At 60.0% G+C, this 15,211-nt stretch carries 13 protein-coding genes; 5 read left to right on the top strand and 8 right to left on the bottom strand.

The window, feature by feature from the left end:
- Positions 1-32 precede the first annotated feature (32 nt).
- On the bottom strand, positions 33-1,478 hold the full coding sequence (locus ACZ5C7_RS12305) for a lipopolysaccharide biosynthesis protein (RefSeq protein WP_464376600.1): 1,446 nt from the start codon (positions 1,476-1,478) through the stop codon (positions 33-35).
- A 117-nt stretch (positions 1,479-1,595) separates the two neighbouring features.
- On the opposite strand from ACZ5C7_RS12305, the gene ACZ5C7_RS12300 reads away from it, so the two are divergent.
- On the top strand, positions 1,596-3,005 hold the full coding sequence (locus ACZ5C7_RS12300; protein WP_464376599.1) for a sulfatase: 1,410 nt from the start codon (positions 1,596-1,598) through the stop codon (positions 3,003-3,005).
- Position 3,006: 1 nt separating this feature from the next.
- On the opposite strand, the gene ACZ5C7_RS12295 is transcribed toward ACZ5C7_RS12300, so the two are convergent.
- Entirely contained in the window at positions 3,007-4,287 is a 1,281-nt protein-coding gene (locus tag ACZ5C7_RS12295) for a glycosyltransferase family 61 protein (protein ID WP_464376598.1), read from the bottom strand.
- 134 nt (positions 4,288-4,421) lie between these two features.
- On the opposite strand from ACZ5C7_RS12295, the gene ACZ5C7_RS12290 reads away from it, so the two are divergent.
- Positions 4,422-5,189, top strand: a complete 768-nt coding sequence (locus tag ACZ5C7_RS12290; protein ID WP_464376597.1) for a hypothetical protein — start codon at positions 4,422-4,424, stop codon at positions 5,187-5,189.
- A 180-nt stretch (positions 5,190-5,369) separates the two neighbouring features.
- On the opposite strand, the gene ACZ5C7_RS12285 is transcribed toward ACZ5C7_RS12290, so the two are convergent.
- A complete protein-coding gene (locus tag ACZ5C7_RS12285; protein ID WP_464376596.1) occupies positions 5,370-5,939 on the bottom strand; it encodes a cupin domain-containing protein in 570 nt (189 codons plus the stop codon).
- 570 nt (positions 5,940-6,509) lie between these two features.
- On the opposite strand from ACZ5C7_RS12285, the gene ACZ5C7_RS12280 reads away from it, so the two are divergent.
- From ACZ5C7_RS12280 to ACZ5C7_RS12270, 3 genes are all read left to right on the top strand, one after another.
- A complete protein-coding gene (locus ACZ5C7_RS12280) occupies positions 6,510-6,848 on the top strand; it encodes a hypothetical protein (protein ID WP_464376595.1) in 339 nt (112 codons plus the stop codon).
- Positions 6,849-7,136: 288 nt separating this feature from the next.
- Positions 7,137-7,574, top strand: coding sequence for a DUF2178 domain-containing protein (locus ACZ5C7_RS12275; RefSeq protein WP_464376594.1), 438 nt, complete (start codon positions 7,137-7,139; stop codon positions 7,572-7,574).
- Positions 7,575-7,587: 13 nt separating this feature from the next.
- Positions 7,588-7,797, top strand: a complete 210-nt coding sequence (locus ACZ5C7_RS12270; RefSeq protein ID WP_464376593.1) for a helix-turn-helix transcriptional regulator — start codon at positions 7,588-7,590, stop codon at positions 7,795-7,797.
- A gap of 217 nt (positions 7,798-8,014) precedes the next feature.
- Here the strand turns inward: ACZ5C7_RS12270 and ACZ5C7_RS12265 are convergent, their stop codons facing one another.
- The 5 genes from ACZ5C7_RS12265 to ACZ5C7_RS12245 form a co-directional block, all read right to left on the bottom strand.
- On the bottom strand, positions 8,015-9,052 hold the full coding sequence (locus ACZ5C7_RS12265) for a segregation/condensation protein A (protein ID WP_464376592.1): 1,038 nt from the start codon (positions 9,050-9,052) through the stop codon (positions 8,015-8,017).
- Complete coding sequence (gene smc, locus ACZ5C7_RS12260; protein WP_464376591.1) at positions 9,045-12,617, bottom strand: chromosome segregation protein SMC; 3,573 nt, start codon at positions 12,615-12,617, stop codon at positions 9,045-9,047. The genes ACZ5C7_RS12265 and smc overlap by 8 nt, the downstream gene beginning before the upstream one ends.
- A gap of 103 nt (positions 12,618-12,720) precedes the next feature.
- Positions 12,721-13,059, bottom strand: a complete 339-nt coding sequence (locus ACZ5C7_RS12255) for a DUF7518 family protein (RefSeq protein ID WP_464376590.1) — start codon at positions 13,057-13,059, stop codon at positions 12,721-12,723.
- Between the two features lie 171 nt (positions 13,060-13,230).
- Positions 13,231-13,716, bottom strand: a complete 486-nt coding sequence (locus ACZ5C7_RS12250; RefSeq protein WP_464376589.1) for a DUF2243 domain-containing protein — start codon at positions 13,714-13,716, stop codon at positions 13,231-13,233.
- A 249-nt stretch (positions 13,717-13,965) separates the two neighbouring features.
- The gene (locus tag ACZ5C7_RS12245; protein ID WP_283834525.1) at positions 13,966-14,847 is read right to left on the bottom strand and encodes a coiled-coil protein; all 882 of its coding nucleotides are present in this window, start codon (positions 14,845-14,847) and stop codon (positions 13,966-13,968) included.
- Positions 14,848-15,211: the final 364 nt, after the last annotated feature.

The raw sequence follows: 15,211 nt of genomic DNA, 5'->3' as shown, positions 1-15,211 counted from the left end.
CTGGAAACCGTTGGGGTGGTCAGGTGTCGATATTAGCGACCAGCAACGCGCGGAATGTCGACCGGCGCATTGTTCCGAACGACGGTCCGAAACTTGGGCGACATCGCGAACAGTACGCCGACGTAGACCGTCGCGCCGATTCCGACGATTCCGGCGGTAACGAGCGTCGCCACGAGACTCTCCGAGAGCGGGCCGGTGAGCGTCGTCAGCGGGTACACGACAGCGCCCATCGCGATCGCGGCGGCCCACTGTCGACCGATTTCGGTCAGGGGAAACTCGAAGGAGAACTGCGCTCGAGCCGCGTAAAACGCGGCCACGAGGCCAAACCCCGCCGACAGCGCGGTCCCGATCGCCGCGCCAGTCCATCCGATCGCGTAGACGAGGCCAACGTTGGCGACGACGTTCGAGCAGATAAACAGGCTGTTGACGCGGAAAGCGATGTCGGGGCGGTCGATTCCGTTGAGCGTATTGAGGAGTTGATCGAGATACGAGTAAAGCAGCGTTCCCACCAACAAGATCGGGAGAAGGTGGTGGCCCTCGACGAACTCCAGTCCGTAGATCGCCAGCACACGGTCGCCGACGAGCACTCCGCCGACGATTCCCGGGATAAGGACGAAGCCCGCGAACGCGAGCGCGTCGGTCGTCAAACTCGAGACCCGACTTTCCTCCCCGTCAGCGTCTTGCTTGCTGATTTCCGGGAACATCGCCGTACTGATGGCGGTGCCGAAGATCATGAAGAACGAACACAGCGCCCAGACGATGGAGTAGACGCCGACGAGGGCGCTCGAGACGAGCGCACCCAGAACGAGGATGTCGACCTCGCTGAAGGTCTTTCCCTGTACTTTTCCGACCCAGGCGTACTTTGCGAACTCGACGAGTCGTTCGTAATGACGCCGGGCGGGCATCTCGAATTTTGGCGTGAGAACGGCGATGGCGATGACCGCGGCCATGATCCAGCCCGTGGTGTAGCCGACGAGCATTCCGGTCAACTCGAAGCCGACGTAGACGAGGGCGATCTGAACAACTGCGCGACCGCCGATCTTCAGCGGCTTGAGGACGGCGTAGATGTGGACCTTGTGCTGTCCTTTGAGCGCGGCGTTGAACAGGGAATAACAGAGGACCGACAACAGCATGAGAACGACGATGAGGTGTACTTCCTCGCCGACGTAGGCGTTGAGTTGGTCCTGAAAGACGAAGACGCCCGTCGCGAGGACGAGGAACATCGATCCGACGATGGTGACACCGGCCCAGAAGTAGGCGTAGGGCTCTTCGCCCTCGCTCATCCGCTTTGTCACGGCGCTCGAGAGGCCGATCTTCCCGCCGATGCCGAGCCACGTGACGACGGCCAGTGCGACGGCGTAGTAGCCGAGCACTTCCGCGCCGAGTACGCGGGCGAAGTAGATCGTCGCGACGAATCCGATCGCGGAGGCGGCGATTTCGGCGACGAACTGGAGAAACGAGGTCTGCCCGATCCTCATGGCAGTCTCGAGACGATGAGGGAGGGCTGTCTTCGGGGCGATTCGGTCGGTATCACGTACGTAGGACTGATTCCCGTGATAGAAAAGTACTTGTGGAACTACTCGGGCGACTAGTGTATGTCGTCAGATCGTCCGAACGTGCTTCTCGTCTCGATCGATAGTCTCCGCCCCGACTACTGTTCGTTCGTCTCCGGCGAGAAGCCGACGACGCCGTTTCTCGACCGGTTGGCCGAGGAGTCGACGGTCTACACGAACGCTATCTCGCCGTCGGTCTGGACGCTTCAGGTGCACGGATCGATCTTTTCCGGACTCTACCCGCCCGAACACGGGCTCTACGACAAAGGACAGGTAATCGGCGACCATCCGACGTTCGCGGATATTCTCAGTGACGACGGATACGATACGCAATCGTTCGGTCGAAACGGGTGGCTCAATACGGCCGAAATTACCCGCGGGTTCGACCACCACTACTTCGAGGATCCCTCGCACGTCCGGAACGGGTTCGACGCGATGACCGACGGGCTCACGGAACTCTCGCCGAGCGAAACTGTGCGGGGAACTCGCCGATTCCTCCGAGCCGGCATGGAAAAAGTCAGCAGCCTCGCGTTTCGGCACACGATGAAGGATTCGTTGGCAGTCGACGCCACTCGAGAACGGATCGCCGAGGCGGCGCGGTCGGGAGCAACGACGGACGAGCCGTTCTGTTATCTCACGCACTTAAACGACGTCCACATTCTCTACAACCCGAGTGCACCGTATCACGACAAGTTCGGCGACCACTCGCTGATCGAGCGCCGGCGAAACGTCCGCTACCAGAAGCACATCCGGGAGAATCAGGGGTACGTCTACGCGGGCGAGATGGAGCCGGACACGGACCAGGTCGAAATCGCGGCGGATCTCTACAGGGGCTGTATCTCACAGGCCGATTTCCTCGTGAAGCGGCTGGTGGATCAACTCAAAGCCGAGGGCGTTTACGACGACACGATCCTCATCCTCTTCGGCGACCACGGGGACCACCTCGGCTGGAACGGGCTGACGAGCCACCAGTTCTCGGTCGCGGACGAACTCATCCGCGTGCCGCTTTTGATCCGCGATCCGACGGGGACGATCGAGTCGGGACGAACGGACGAACTCGCGCAGTTGAACGACATCTACCCGACGTTGCTATCGCTGCTGGGATTCCAGCCGCCGGAAACGAGAAGCGTCGACCTGACGAGCGAGCACCGAGACGCGGCCTACGTCTACTACCGCTGTTCGGACACGCAGGTCGAAAGCGTCGAGGACGAGTGTGACGTCTCACGGGAGCAACTCCCACCGCAGCGCCAGTACGCGGTCTGGAAGTCACCCGAGGAGAAGACGATCTGGTACCCGAACGAAGACGAGTACGACGGCCCCGCCGCCGCCGATGCGGAGCTTCGCGAACAGCTTCGAGACCACTACGCCTCCCTTGAGGAGGTCCCACTCGCCGGAGCCGAAACGATCAGTGCGGATACCGAGGAGAACCTCCGAAGTATGGGATACCTATAGATCACAGCAATTCGACAGCGCGATCGGAGACGGTTCGTGGATCGACCCGAAGATCCGATCCGACCGCCTCACACTCGAGGTAGTCGTACTCGAGCCCGAGCGCGTTCGAGAGCATCCAATAGGTCGGCTTGATTTTCGACCCGAACAGTTCGAGAACGGCACAGTCGCTCGCGAACGCGAGATTTGCCAGCCCCGCGCCGTGGGGGGAAACGACGATATCGGCCTCGAGAAAGAGCCGGACCTGTTCCGCGAACGAGAGCTCCGAGAGCGTGTACCACTCGAATCCGTCCGCCGAAAGGGTGTCGACCAGTTCGTTCCGGTTGGTGACTCGCCGTCGCTCCGCGTCCGCTCTCGAGATGTAGAGCCGACGGCCGCGATCCAACGGCGGGGAACCGATCTCCGAGTGGTGACTCTCACCAGCCCCAGTGGTGCTTGCCGCAGTCTGGCGGTCTCGAGCGTTCGAGCGAAGCCACTCGCACGCGTCGGGCGACGTGAGCTTGTACGTCAGGTCGTACGTGAACCGGTGCATGTACGCCGATCGAAGCAGTTCGGGGGAACGACCCGAGGGGACGATTAGATTTTCCACGGTGGCCGGGCCGCCGTTCCACTCGAGGACGCGGTCGTCCCCGAACCCGAAGTACTCGAGCGACTCGAGCACCCATCCCGGCGCGTCCGCTGGCACGAGAATACCGATCTGATCGCCGGTTTTTCGCTCCCAACGCCGAACGCCTTCGAGCCGCGGGAGCGCTTTGAGCAGCCAGTGGGAGTAGCCGCCGAGACAGCCGTCGACGAGCGAGCAGACTGTCTCGAGGTGACGGTCGCCGTCCGTTGGTCGACCGAGCGACGACGGGGACCGGACGGCTGTCGAGAGCAGACTGGGTTCGGACAACAGCGACTCCTCGAGTCGATCGCGGCGACCGAGGGAGGTCTCGAGGAGGAAGGATCCGTCGGGAGCGACCGCAAGGGCGTCGTCTCCGACGAGACGAGCCGCGGGGAGCCGACAGACGAACGGGGGTCCGATCGTGGTCGAACCCGCCATCCGCTCAATCTCCGAGGGAGTCTCCGCCCCTGCGGTGAGCGAAATCGTCTCCTCGGCACCGAACTCGAGTACCTCGGTGCCCGGCCGTGACGCGAGTTCCGTCCGGTCGAGATATCGGATTCGCGTCTCCGTCGCAATCTTCGCCGCGAGAAGCCGGGGAGCGGCTCCGGTTTCGACGCCCCGGCGAAGGAGTTCGAGCGCGCCGACGTCTCGAACCTTTCGCTGGGCGCGTCGAAGTGACATATCACTCACTCCAGAACCGACGGGCAAGTCACTGACGGTTCGCGCTAGGGGGCCCCAGTGGTCCGGAGCGACCGTTCGGACCGTTCGACCGAATATCACGTCGTATTTACAGCGGGTGTCCGTACCACCACGCCATGTCGCTGATCGCCAGGGCTCGGGCAATCTGGTCCTCCGGGGGGGTTCGCGGACTCGCGTCCGCGACGCGAGCACACGTCGCCCACCACCCGGCACTCGTTCGAGCGCTGGTGAGTGGCCGGTACCAGTACTACCGACGCATCGAGGGTTATCGCGCACTCGCCGCCCCCTTCGCGTTCGTCGAGGTCGATCCGAACTCGATCACCGCATCGAACCGAGATATCGACAAGTACCTCGCGACGGGCGCGATCCGAAGCGGTGACTGGGACCGGAACACATCACCCTACAAGGAGTCGCTCAAGTACCGATCCGTGGAACAGCGCTTTCTCGAGGGACGAGACTGGAACGAAACGGCGATCCACGAGGTGCTGCGCCGTCGGATCGAGGACACCGGCGAAGCCGACGGCTGCTATTCGATCGCCGATCTCGAGCGGCGGTACGATCGGATCGACCGACTGTACGAGAGCATCGAAACCGACGGCTACGACCCGACTCGAAGCTACGAGACCAACAATTCGCGCATTTCTAACTCGCTCGATCAGGTCTGTATCAGCGTCGGACGCGACGGCGAATTACTCTTCTGTGGCGGCGGAAACCACCGGTTTTCGATCGCAAAAGTCCTCGACCTCGAGTCGATCCCGGTCCGCGTCGTCGTTCGCCACGCCGAGTGGCAGTGCCACCGGGACCGAATCGCGTCCGGTGAGGTCGCGCTCGAGAAACCGGAGCATCCGGATCTCGCCGATCTGCTCGAGGCAGAGCGAAGGTAAGAGAGGGTGAACGAAACCAGTCACGAGCGGACTGCCGTTATCGGTCAATACACGACAAGCAGTACCGAAGCGGCTATCCATCTATCCGAGATCCGCCGAAAGTTACCTGCTGAATACAGGGCGCAAATGTGGCACGAACTGGGTTCGATCTACGAAGGGGGGTGAGCGGAGGAATGGCTATCAGCACTCGACCGGCTCGACCCACTCCGTCGCTGGCTCTCCGTCGGGGATCCCGAGGAAGGTAACGTGTGCGAGCGCGCCGCCCTCGCTGTCCGCCTTGTGGACGTGGCCGGGGTCGATCCACGCGTCACCCGCCGAGTACGTCCGCGGGACGCAGTCGTCTTCCATCGTGTGCTCGATTTCGCCCTCGATCATACGGACGATGGACATCCCGGGGTGGCGGTGCCATCCGGACTCCGAGCCCTCCTCCCACGTCGCCTCGGCGAGGATGACGGTCGAGGCGTCGTCGAGGTCGACGACGATCGGTTCGTCAGCGTCGTCGTAGGTTACTTCGAACGTCGCGGCCACGCCGTCGGTGAAGGATGCGTGCTCCTGGAGGACATCGACCTCGAAGCCATCAGGTTCGTCTACCTCAACCTCGTCGTCGTTCTCGTCGTCGTAGTCGTCCTCCTCGTCGTGCTCGTCGGCAGCCGTCGTCCCGCTCAGGGCGAGCGCCCCCGCCGCTGCGGCGCTGGCTTTCAGGACTGTTCTCCGCAGGATGCCATCCGCTGGATTGAGTTTCGTGCTCATGATCTCTCGTGCCTCCTGACTGCTCAGAGGTACCACTATGCACGTTCAGATAGCATATATAGATGTCAATTTGGGAGAATTATTGACTGTCAGATGGGGCGGCGCATTGTGGACGGTCATCGGCCAGTTCGCATATCTGTGGGTCGGATGATTTAGCGCAATGCGATTGGAACAAACGAAGCCGTCTGCTGAACTCATCCTCTATAATCAGCACGTTGCGACGAGCCTCACTCGAACCTGACAGAACGCTCGCTGGTCAATACGCACGTCCATACCCTTCTCGAGACAACATTATTCCTCCCCGGAAACAGTAGTTATATGACACTACAGGACGTAACGGCAAATGGAAGTCAAAACTCCACGGAAGGGGGCGTTTATATTGAAATGCCCCGGGTGCTGAAGACACCCGAGACGTGGCTTCCTAACCCGCCAAGGGTCAGTTGCCATGATTGGATATCTTCTCCGCGGGCTTAAACATCCCGTCCGACAGACGAATCGAAGTCGAGTACAGCTAGCCGTCGATGACGCGCCACCAGCGGCGGGTCACGTGCTCGGGGGTGACTGGGAACGATGACCGCGGGGACGGACGACCTGGTCGTCGACATCGTCCGAACCCTCGAGAAACAGGGCGTTCCTCGAGATGCCTACCAACTCGCGAGCGAGTTCGATCCCGAAGCGCTCGCCCGACTGGTCGAATCCGGCGGCAAAGCGGTCCAAGTGCGCCTCGAGGTTCGCGGCGTCTCGCTCGTCGTGACGACTCAGGGTGTGTGGGTGACTGACGAGGATCCGTTGGCTCAACCCGAGTGTCCCCAGTGTGGACTCCCGGTCACCGCGGTCGTTCAGCTCGTTCCAACTCACCACAACGCGTATCCATGCGGGTGTCGGGTTAGAGCGGATCTGCTCGAGTAGATTTGCGTCCCAGACCGTCGTCGGTACTGACAGAAAGTAACACGGTTTTGTTATTTTGTTCTGTGAGTGAAATCGGCGGTACGTACAGGCGGACTGTGTAACGTAGCAGGCACTAATTCACAAATACTCTATCACAAACTGTGTGTCAATACAATGACCCTGTTCAACAGACTTCGCCGTTCAGCCGAATATGGTCAATCTGTGCTTGGGTATAATTTGGGACGACAGATTTATTAGGTGGTGTAAAGTACATTTTACTGTAAAGGGTGTTTTACACCTGCGATTAGGATGAATGAGGAACTCACCGCAACGCAGCGAGTCGAGAAGCGTGAACAGTACAAGAAGTGGACAAACTGGTCAGTTGGATTCGGCGTCGCTAGCTTCTTTGTTGCGACTGCGGCGTGGATGGTTACGGAAGAACCGTTGGTACTCTTTGCCGGCCTCGGTCTATACTGGCTTGGGTGTCTTGGGATGGGTATCGGATACTGGTACTCACCGGTTTCAGTCAGAGATGAACTCGAACTGAGGATGGAGCAGGAGGCAAGCCAGACAACGCTTACATTCGTCGCAGTAGTGGGGATAATCGGGCTACCAGCGGAAGTCGTCCTTAGCACGACCGGTGTCTATACCGCTCCCGCCGCTGTCCGAGGTGCAATCTGGGGGTATCTCTTGTTAATTTTCATCTTCGGAGCTGCCCACTGGGTTGCGAAACGGCAGTACGCCTAAGCGTGGAACGGTTATGAGAAACAATATTCCTACCCACCGCGAACGTAACGGGATGAGTCAAGGGGAACTCGCCACAGCCGTCGGCGTCTCACGACAGACAATCAACGCAGTTGAGCGAGACCGCTACAACCCGTCACTGGAGCTGGCTTTCAAACTTGCCACGTACTTCGAGTGCCAGATTGAGGATCTGTTCGAGCCCGATATTGAACCGGTCGAGAAGTGACCAATGTGATATGAGGGGATAGCGGGTTCATGTTGAAAACATACGGAATATAGAACGATTCTAAACATTCTGTTCGCGCCTTCCATCTTGCACGTCACTCCGAGCATTATCTGTAACTGGTAGGAATCCCAGCGGTACATACGCAGTTGTACTTACCGTTCAGAGCGTCGCTATACGAGCCGAACCGTCGCTTTCAGGATAACCGCTCTCGAGACGATTAGTCCGCAACCGCTTCGCTCGGCTCCGCTTCCACGCCCGCTTGCTGGATCCAGAGGTCGCCGAACAGTTCGTCCTGCTCGAGAACCACGCTCCCTCGATGTGCTAAAAACAACAGTGCGAGGTACGTCATGACCCGAGAGCCGCCGGTTTCGTCGATTTCGGCGTACAACACTTCCTCCCGGCCGTTCTCGTACTGCGTCTCGAGGACGCTTTCGACGTCCTCGATGACATCCTCGATGTCCTCCTCGTGGGTCGTGTGGGTTACGTCGCCGGCGGTCGGCTCGTCGTCGACCCGGAAGTCGTCGCCCGAGTGGTAGCTCAACTCCTGCATCCCGCGATCGTACCCGCTCGGCGAGTCGCTCGTGTCGTAGCTCCGGGATTCCTTCCACCAGGTGCCGCGTTCGGCGTCTCGAAGTTCCCGAACGAGTTCGTCGAGCGTCTCCGGCTTCCCGCGGGCGGACTTGCGCTCGAGGCGTCGATCCATCTCGGCCTCGAGGCTCTCGATGGGATCGAAGCCGGGTTCGCGGTCTTCGGCGGGGCCATCGTCCGCGAAGGGGGCCTCCCACGGCGGCAGTTCCTCTTCCTCTGGCTCGTCGGGGGAGAACAGTTCGTCGCTTTTCATCCGCAAAAGGACGCTCGCGTAGAACAGCGCCCGACCCGACGTCCGGAGGTCCGCTTCGTCGAGCACCTCGAGGAACTTGTCGGTCACGGCGACGATGTCGATATCCCACGGATCGATCTCGCCGTCCTTGGCGAGTTGGACCAGCAACTCGACGGGCTCTACTTCGTCGTCATCGCCGTCCGGATCCTCGCCACCCAATGCGGGCTCCCCGAGCCCGTCGTTCTCTTTCGTCTCGTCTCCTCCGGAGGCCGCTTCCTCGCTGAACGAAAAGACATCGTCGTCCGCGGAGCCACTCGAGCGCTCGCGGTCTTCGTGGCCCGCGATGGTGAGGGGGATGTCGTCGGACGATCCGTTGGGTGGAGAGTCAGCGTCGGATTCAGGTTCGGGCTCTCGACTCCCCTCGCCGTCAGTCATCGGCCGGTACCTCCTCGCTGCTCAGATCGATTCCCGTCACCGCGCTCACGTTGTCCTGTTGCATCGTCACCCCGATCGCTCGCTCGGAGCGATCGAGCATCGCGGAGCGATGGGAGACGACGACGAACTGGGCGTCTCCCGCGAGTTCGTCGACCATCTGGCCGACGCGTTCTGCGTTAACCGCGTCGAGGAAGGCGTCGATCTCGTCGAGCGCGTAGAACGGAGCCGGGTTGTGGCGCTGAATCGCGAAGATAAACGCCAGCGCGGTCAGGGACTTTTCGCCGCCCGACATCGCGTCGAGGCGTTGAATCGGCTTGTCGCCCGGCTGAGCTTTCATCGTTAGTCCCTCCTCGAACGGGTCCGCTTCGTTCTCGAGGTGGAGCGTTCCGGTCCCCTCCGAAAGCTTTTCGAAAATGTCGGTGAAGTGTCCGGCAATCGACTCGTAGGCGTCCATGAACGTCCGTTTCTTTTGAGATTCGTACTGATCGATCCGCTCGCGGATGCCCTCGGCCTCCTCGACCAGCGTGTCTCTGCCCTCCTCGATATCCTCGAGGTCGCTTCGTACCTCGTCGTACTCGTCGATCGCGAGCATGTTGACCGGCTCGAGCGCTTCCATATCCGTCTCGAGCAGTTCGATCATCTCGAGAACGGTCTCGTGGTCGGGCACGTCCTCCGGATCGTAGTCGCCGACTTCCTCCTCGAGCGCTTCGAGTTCCCATTCGAGATCCTCGGCTCGCTCGCGGTTGTCCTCAAGTTTGCTCTCGACGGTGTTGACCCGATCCTGTTGTTGATCGCGCGCCGTCTTGGCGTCCCCAAGTTCGTCTTTGAGCTCGCGGCGATCCTCCTTGAGTTCGGTGAGCTCTTCTTCGAGTTCCTCGACGGCTTCGCGTTTCTCTTCGAGGAGGTCGCGTTTGTCCTCGATCGACGCCTCGAACTCCTCGATTTTCTCCTCGTGTTCGGCCTTGCGGTTCTGGGCCTCCTCGATGTCGTCGTGGAGGTCCTCGATCGCGTCCTCGGCGTACTGCTTCTCGAGTTCGAGTTCGTTGAGTTTCCCGTCGAGCTCGTCGATCTTGTCCTCGCGCTCGTCGATCTCGCCGTCGAGTTCCTCGATCTGGGCGGTGAGTTCCGGAATCTTCGAGTCGGCGAGTTCGGATTCGAGCTCGTCGATATCCGCTTCGATCTCCTCGATGTCGGCCTGTTGTGTCTCGATCTCTTCGGAGATCTCGGTCATCCGCTCGTCGACGGACTCGCGTTCCTCTCGTAGCTCTTCGAGTTCGTCCTCGAGGCGATCGATGTCGTCCTCGAGGTCTTCCCGACTGTCGTCGATTCCCTCGAGGTTCGACTCGATCGATCGAACTTCGTCTTTGGCGTCCGTCTGACGGTCTCGGGCGTCGTCGAGTCGATCCTCGACGCCCCGAAGCTCCTCGCGAACCGACTCGCGTTCGTCCTGCAACTCGGTGATTGCTTTGGCGACCCGCTCGAGTTGGCCCTTGCCGCCGCCCGAAAAGGAGTACCGCGAGCCCTTCCGGGAGCCGCCGGTCATCGCGCCGCTTTTTTCGACCAGGTCACCGTCGAGGGTGACCATCCGGTAGTCGCCCATGTACGAACGGGCCGTCTCGATGTCTTCGACGACGAGCGTGTCGCCGAGGACGTAGGAAAAGATGCCGGCGTACTGGTCGTCGAAGTCGACGAGGTTGTACGCGAAGCCGACGATGCCGGGATCCGACGGCGCGCTCGATAGATTGCGTTCGCGCATCTTCGTGATCGGCAGGAACGTCGCCCGACCGGCGTTTCGAGATTTGAGGTACTCGATACACTGCTGACCGATGACGTCGTCGTCGACGACGACGTTCGCGAGTCGGCCGCCGGCTGCGGTCTCACAGGCCGTGGCGTACTCGCCCGGAACCGTACCCAACTGGGCGACCGCGCCGTGCAACCCGTCGGTCCCCGAATTGAGAATCGTCGTGACGGCTCTGCCGAACGAAGAGTCGCCGCTCTCGCCCGCGTTCGCCTCGAGTTCGGCGTACTCGGCCTGTTTGGCCTGAATGTCGTCGTCGAGGTCGTCGAGGTCGTCCTGTAGGCGGCGTTTTTCGCCTTTGAGGTCCTCGACGACGCCCTCGATGCTCTCGCGATTCTTTTCGGCCTTCTCGAGTTCGCGTTCGAGATCCGATCGCTGGCTCTCGAGTTCGGGGAGCTCCGCTTCGGTCTCCTCGATCGTCTCCTCTTTCTCGCTGATCGCGTTCGAACGACGGCGCGCTTCGTCGAGCAGGCGATCTTGCTCGCGTTGGAGGTCGTTTTTCTCGGTTTTGGCGCCCTCGAGTGTCTCTTTTCGTTCCTGCAGTTCGGCTTTGACTTCGTCGTACTCCGTGTCGACGGCGTCGATCTCGGCTTGGAGTTCCTCGCGTTCGGCTTCGCGTTCCTGAACCTCGGACTTGATCGAGGCCTTCTCGAGTTTGTGTTCGCGCATCTCGCCCGTAAGATCCTCGACTTGCTCCTGTTTGCGGTCGATCTGGACGAACGCTTCGCGCCGATCGGATTCGGCCGACTCGATCTGGTCCTCGCTGGATTCGATCTTGTCCTCGAGTCTGGAGATGTCGCCTTTGACCTCCTCGATTTCACTTTTGATGCGCAACTGCTCGTCCTCGCCCTTCCGCTCGATTTCGGCGTTCAAATCCTCGAGATCTTCCTGCAGGCGGACGACTTTCCCCTGCCGTTCGTCGAGTTCTCGCTGGAGGTCCTCGAGATCGTCTTCGAGTCCGCCGACCCGATCCTGGACAGTTTCGAGTTCCTCGCGTTTTTCCTCGAGTTCGCTGGCTTTCCGATAGCCCTCGTACTCCTCTTTCTCGCGACGGAGGCGTCGGTAGCGAAGGGCTGTCTGGCGCTCGTCCTCGAGTTGGGAGAGTCGTTCGCGTTTCTCCTCGATGCGGAGTTCGGCTTCGTCGATCCGCTCCTGAACGATCTCGAGTTCCTCGAAGGCGTCCTCTTTTTTCGCGTCGAACTCGGCGACGCCGGCGATTTCGTCGATGATACCCCGTCGATTGTAGGGGGTCATGTTGATGATCTCGGTGACGTCGCCCTGCATGACGACGTTGTACCCCTCCGGCGTGACGCCCGCCTGTGCGAGCAGGTCCTGAATATCGGAGAGGTTGACCGAGCGGTCGTTCAGGTAGTAATACGAGTAGTAGTTGTCCTCGGTTTCCTTGACGCGCCTGCGAATGCGGATTTCCTCGCAGTCACCGACATCGTCGCTCCCCGCCGCGTTAACGACTTGGGAGCGCTCGAGGGTGTCGTCGGAGTTGTCGAGGATGACCTCCACGGTGGCCTCGCGGGGACCGCCGCTCCGGTCGTCGTCTTCGTGGCCCGGATTGTAGATGAGATCGGTCAGTTTCTCGGCGCGGATACCGCGGGTCCGAGCGAGCCCGAGCGCGAAGAGCACGGCGTCGATGATGTTCGATTTTCCGGAGCCGTTTGGGCCGGTAATAACGGTAAAATCCTCGTAGAACGGGATCTTCGTCTTTCGGCCGAAGCTCTTGAAGCCGTCCAGAACGAGTGCCTTGATATACATCGTCTTACGAGACCTCCATCAGTTGACCGCTCCCGCGAGCAATTTACGGCGACCACCTCGTCGGTCGAGGCGACTTCCCGCGAACGGTCGCAGGAATCTGTTGTTATGCGACGATAATGTCGTCGGTACCTGAGTCTTCCGCTTCGTCCTCGCCGGAATCGGCGTCGTCCGATTCCGCTTCCGGGTCGGCTTCGGCGTTTGTGGCCTCGGCTTCGGCCGCCTCGGCGTCGATCATCTCGTCCGACGGCGACTCCTCGGAGGCCGCTTCGGTCTTTCGGCTCGTCCGTCTCGAGGCGGCTCGCGTCGGCGTTTCTGTGTCCAGTTCGGCCTCGAGAACGCGGATGCGCTCTTTCGATTCGACGAGTTCTTCGGTGAGTCCTTCGACCGTTGACTCGAGTTCCGCAACCGTCGATTCCAGCTTCTCGACGCGGTTTTTCGACATACCAACTAGGGGTTGGTCCGGACACATAAACGTACGTCAGACAATCATACTCGTTCTGGCAGGTGTTTCCGTAGTGGGCGATCGGATCTCCGAGATCAGGACGGCCCCCGTGGGGTCGCTCCCAAAGATCCGATCGTATCGAAGGCTATGGTTTCTCCCCTCCCAATACGGTTATCCAGAGCGGCGGCGGTGACCACCTGCTGCCCGGAGCAGGACGAACCCGAAGGCGAGCATGAGCACGCTCACGATGATCCACGGAAGGTTCCAGGCCTCCGTGCCGTGGACGACGTTGTGCAGATCCAGTACTTCGTGGCTCACCACGCCGTCGACGAGATTGAACAGCCCCATGCCGACGACGATCGCCCCGAACAAAAACAGCGTTGAAAGCGCCTCGTCGGTTCGGTTGAGGATCCGCCACAACATCCCGAGGCCGAGTGCAGTTACCGCGACCATCGCCAGCAAAAATACGCCGTCAAACATGACGTTCGTCCGCAATCCGTCGTAGCTGTACGGGTCGTAAAAGCCCGAAAACAGGTGATGGGTCTGAACGGTGAGATGGAAGATAATCACGTCGAGTATCGCACCGAACCCGATGCCCACGGTCATCCCGGCAAGAAAGAACGGCCGACGGCGCGGCGGACCGTTCGCTTCGCTCATGGATTCTCCGACGGAAACGAGACGCAAAAACCATCACCCGTCAACTGCGCGTTCGTTCCGAACGCCGAATAGAGCGATTCGAAGCCGGCAACGTGACTTGCTAAACTCGAGACCAACAAGTGTGGCTTACTGGACTCGAGACCGCCACCCCGGCGAAGCGAATCGGGAGCCGCGGCTCGAGGACTGAGAGTCGACGGAAAGACAAAATGAACGAAATCCGCAAAAACGAAACGCGGGAAGGCGATGTCGTTAGAGCAGGCCGGTCTTCTGGAGTTTCATCAGGTCCTCGGTGTCGAGGGTTTCTCCTTCCTTGAACTTCTGGTAGATCTCCTCGGCTTCCTCCTTGGCCTCCTCTTTTTTCTTGTCCCGCTGGGACTTGCGCTCTTTCTCCTCTTTCTTGTCGAGTTCGCGCAGGCGCTTTTGGACGCGGACGAAGTCCTCGTGGTGCTGGTCGGCGGCTTCCTGAGCTTCGACGAAGGACTCGTGCATCTCGTCGGCCTCGTCGCGGATGTCGTCGGCCTCTCGATAGGCCTCGATCATCTCGTTGTGGTGTTCCTGGGCCTTGTCGGCGAGTTCGGTGACCTTCTGGTGGTGCTGGGAGGCCTCCGAACGCACTTCCTCCGCCTCTTCGACGAGCTCTTCGAGGTCGTCGTTTTGGTCGAGCTTGTCCTTTCGCTCCGCGTACTCTTCGCGTTTGGACTCGATCTTCTCGATGAGCTCCTGTTCTTCCTCACTCGAGAGGACTTCGGTCTGCTGTTTGAACTCGAGTTGCTCGATCTCTTCTTCGAGTTTCTCGAGGTCCTTTCCCTCGTCGAGTTCCATATCCGATTTGAGCTTCTCGACGCGGTCGAAGAGCTTGTTCGCTTCCGCGTTGAGCTCGTTGCGGCTCTCTTTGTGCTCTTGAACCTGTTCGTTGAGCTCGTCACGTTTTTCGCGGTGTTCCTGTGCCTCGTCGACCTTCTCGCGCGTTTTCGCGTTCAAGTCGTCGCGGCTGGATGCCCGCTCGGAGGCCATCTGATTGAGATCGTTCCGCCGATCTCGGAGTTGGCCGGCCATCTTGATGAGTTGGCCTTTCGATTTGTTTTCGAGGTCGTCTTCTGTGAGTTCGATGTTTTTGGATTCGTCTACCATGTGTTAGTAAACCCTCTGTGCCATTCCCGCATCGGCGACAGCATACGCTCAGAACCTGCGAAATCTCGGTGAATAAGATTTCCTGTCATCGTTCGTCGAGCGATACGCGCCCCGATGGCGTTCTGGTACCTGTAACTACTGCCGCATGTAATTTAAATGTACCGGTACAAAATCCCCTGAAAACCGTTAGCAGGGAGTCCATATCGTGTGTTGAGGATTAGCATAGATTGCGCGATTATATATAAATGAGCATCGTCCTCGAGCGCCACAGTCGTCGTTCAAAGTTCGGTTTGTGATCGATCGTTCGGATTTTCGTTCAGCTCACGACATATCGCGTGTGACAAACTTCGATTTCAGCACGATC

The organism is Halostagnicola alkaliphila, from assembly GCF_055379965.1.
This window is presented reverse-complemented; position numbering and strand designations above follow the sequence as displayed.

Coding starts and splice junctions, on each gene's coding strand:
- ACZ5C7_RS12305 (WP_464376600.1), bottom strand. CDS start 1,478: ATGAGGATCGGGCAGACCTCGTTTCTCCAGTTCGTCGCCGAAATCGCC.
- ACZ5C7_RS12300 (WP_464376599.1), top strand. CDS start 1,596: ATGTCGTCAGATCGTCCGAACGTGCTTCTCGTCTCGATCGATAGTCTC.
- ACZ5C7_RS12295 (WP_464376598.1), bottom strand. CDS start 4,287: ATGTCACTTCGACGCGCCCAGCGAAAGGTTCGAGACGTCGGCGCGCTC.
- ACZ5C7_RS12290 (WP_464376597.1), top strand. CDS start 4,422: ATGTCGCTGATCGCCAGGGCTCGGGCAATCTGGTCCTCCGGGGGGGTT.
- ACZ5C7_RS12285 (WP_464376596.1), bottom strand. CDS start 5,939: ATGAGCACGAAACTCAATCCAGCGGATGGCATCCTGCGGAGAACAGTC.
- ACZ5C7_RS12280 (WP_464376595.1), top strand. CDS start 6,510: ATGACCGCGGGGACGGACGACCTGGTCGTCGACATCGTCCGAACCCTC.
- ACZ5C7_RS12275 (WP_464376594.1), top strand. CDS start 7,137: ATGAATGAGGAACTCACCGCAACGCAGCGAGTCGAGAAGCGTGAACAG.
- ACZ5C7_RS12270 (WP_464376593.1), top strand. CDS start 7,588: ATGAGAAACAATATTCCTACCCACCGCGAACGTAACGGGATGAGTCAA.
- ACZ5C7_RS12265 (WP_464376592.1), bottom strand. CDS start 9,052: ATGACTGACGGCGAGGGGAGTCGAGAGCCCGAACCTGAATCCGACGCT.
- smc (WP_464376591.1), bottom strand. CDS start 12,617: ATGTATATCAAGGCACTCGTTCTGGACGGCTTCAAGAGCTTCGGCCGA.
- ACZ5C7_RS12255 (WP_464376590.1), bottom strand. CDS start 13,059: ATGTCGAAAAACCGCGTCGAGAAGCTGGAATCGACGGTTGCGGAACTC.
- ACZ5C7_RS12250 (WP_464376589.1), bottom strand. CDS start 13,716: ATGAGCGAAGCGAACGGTCCGCCGCGCCGTCGGCCGTTCTTTCTTGCC.
- ACZ5C7_RS12245 (WP_283834525.1), bottom strand. CDS start 14,847: ATGGTAGACGAATCCAAAAACATCGAACTCACAGAAGACGACCTCGAA.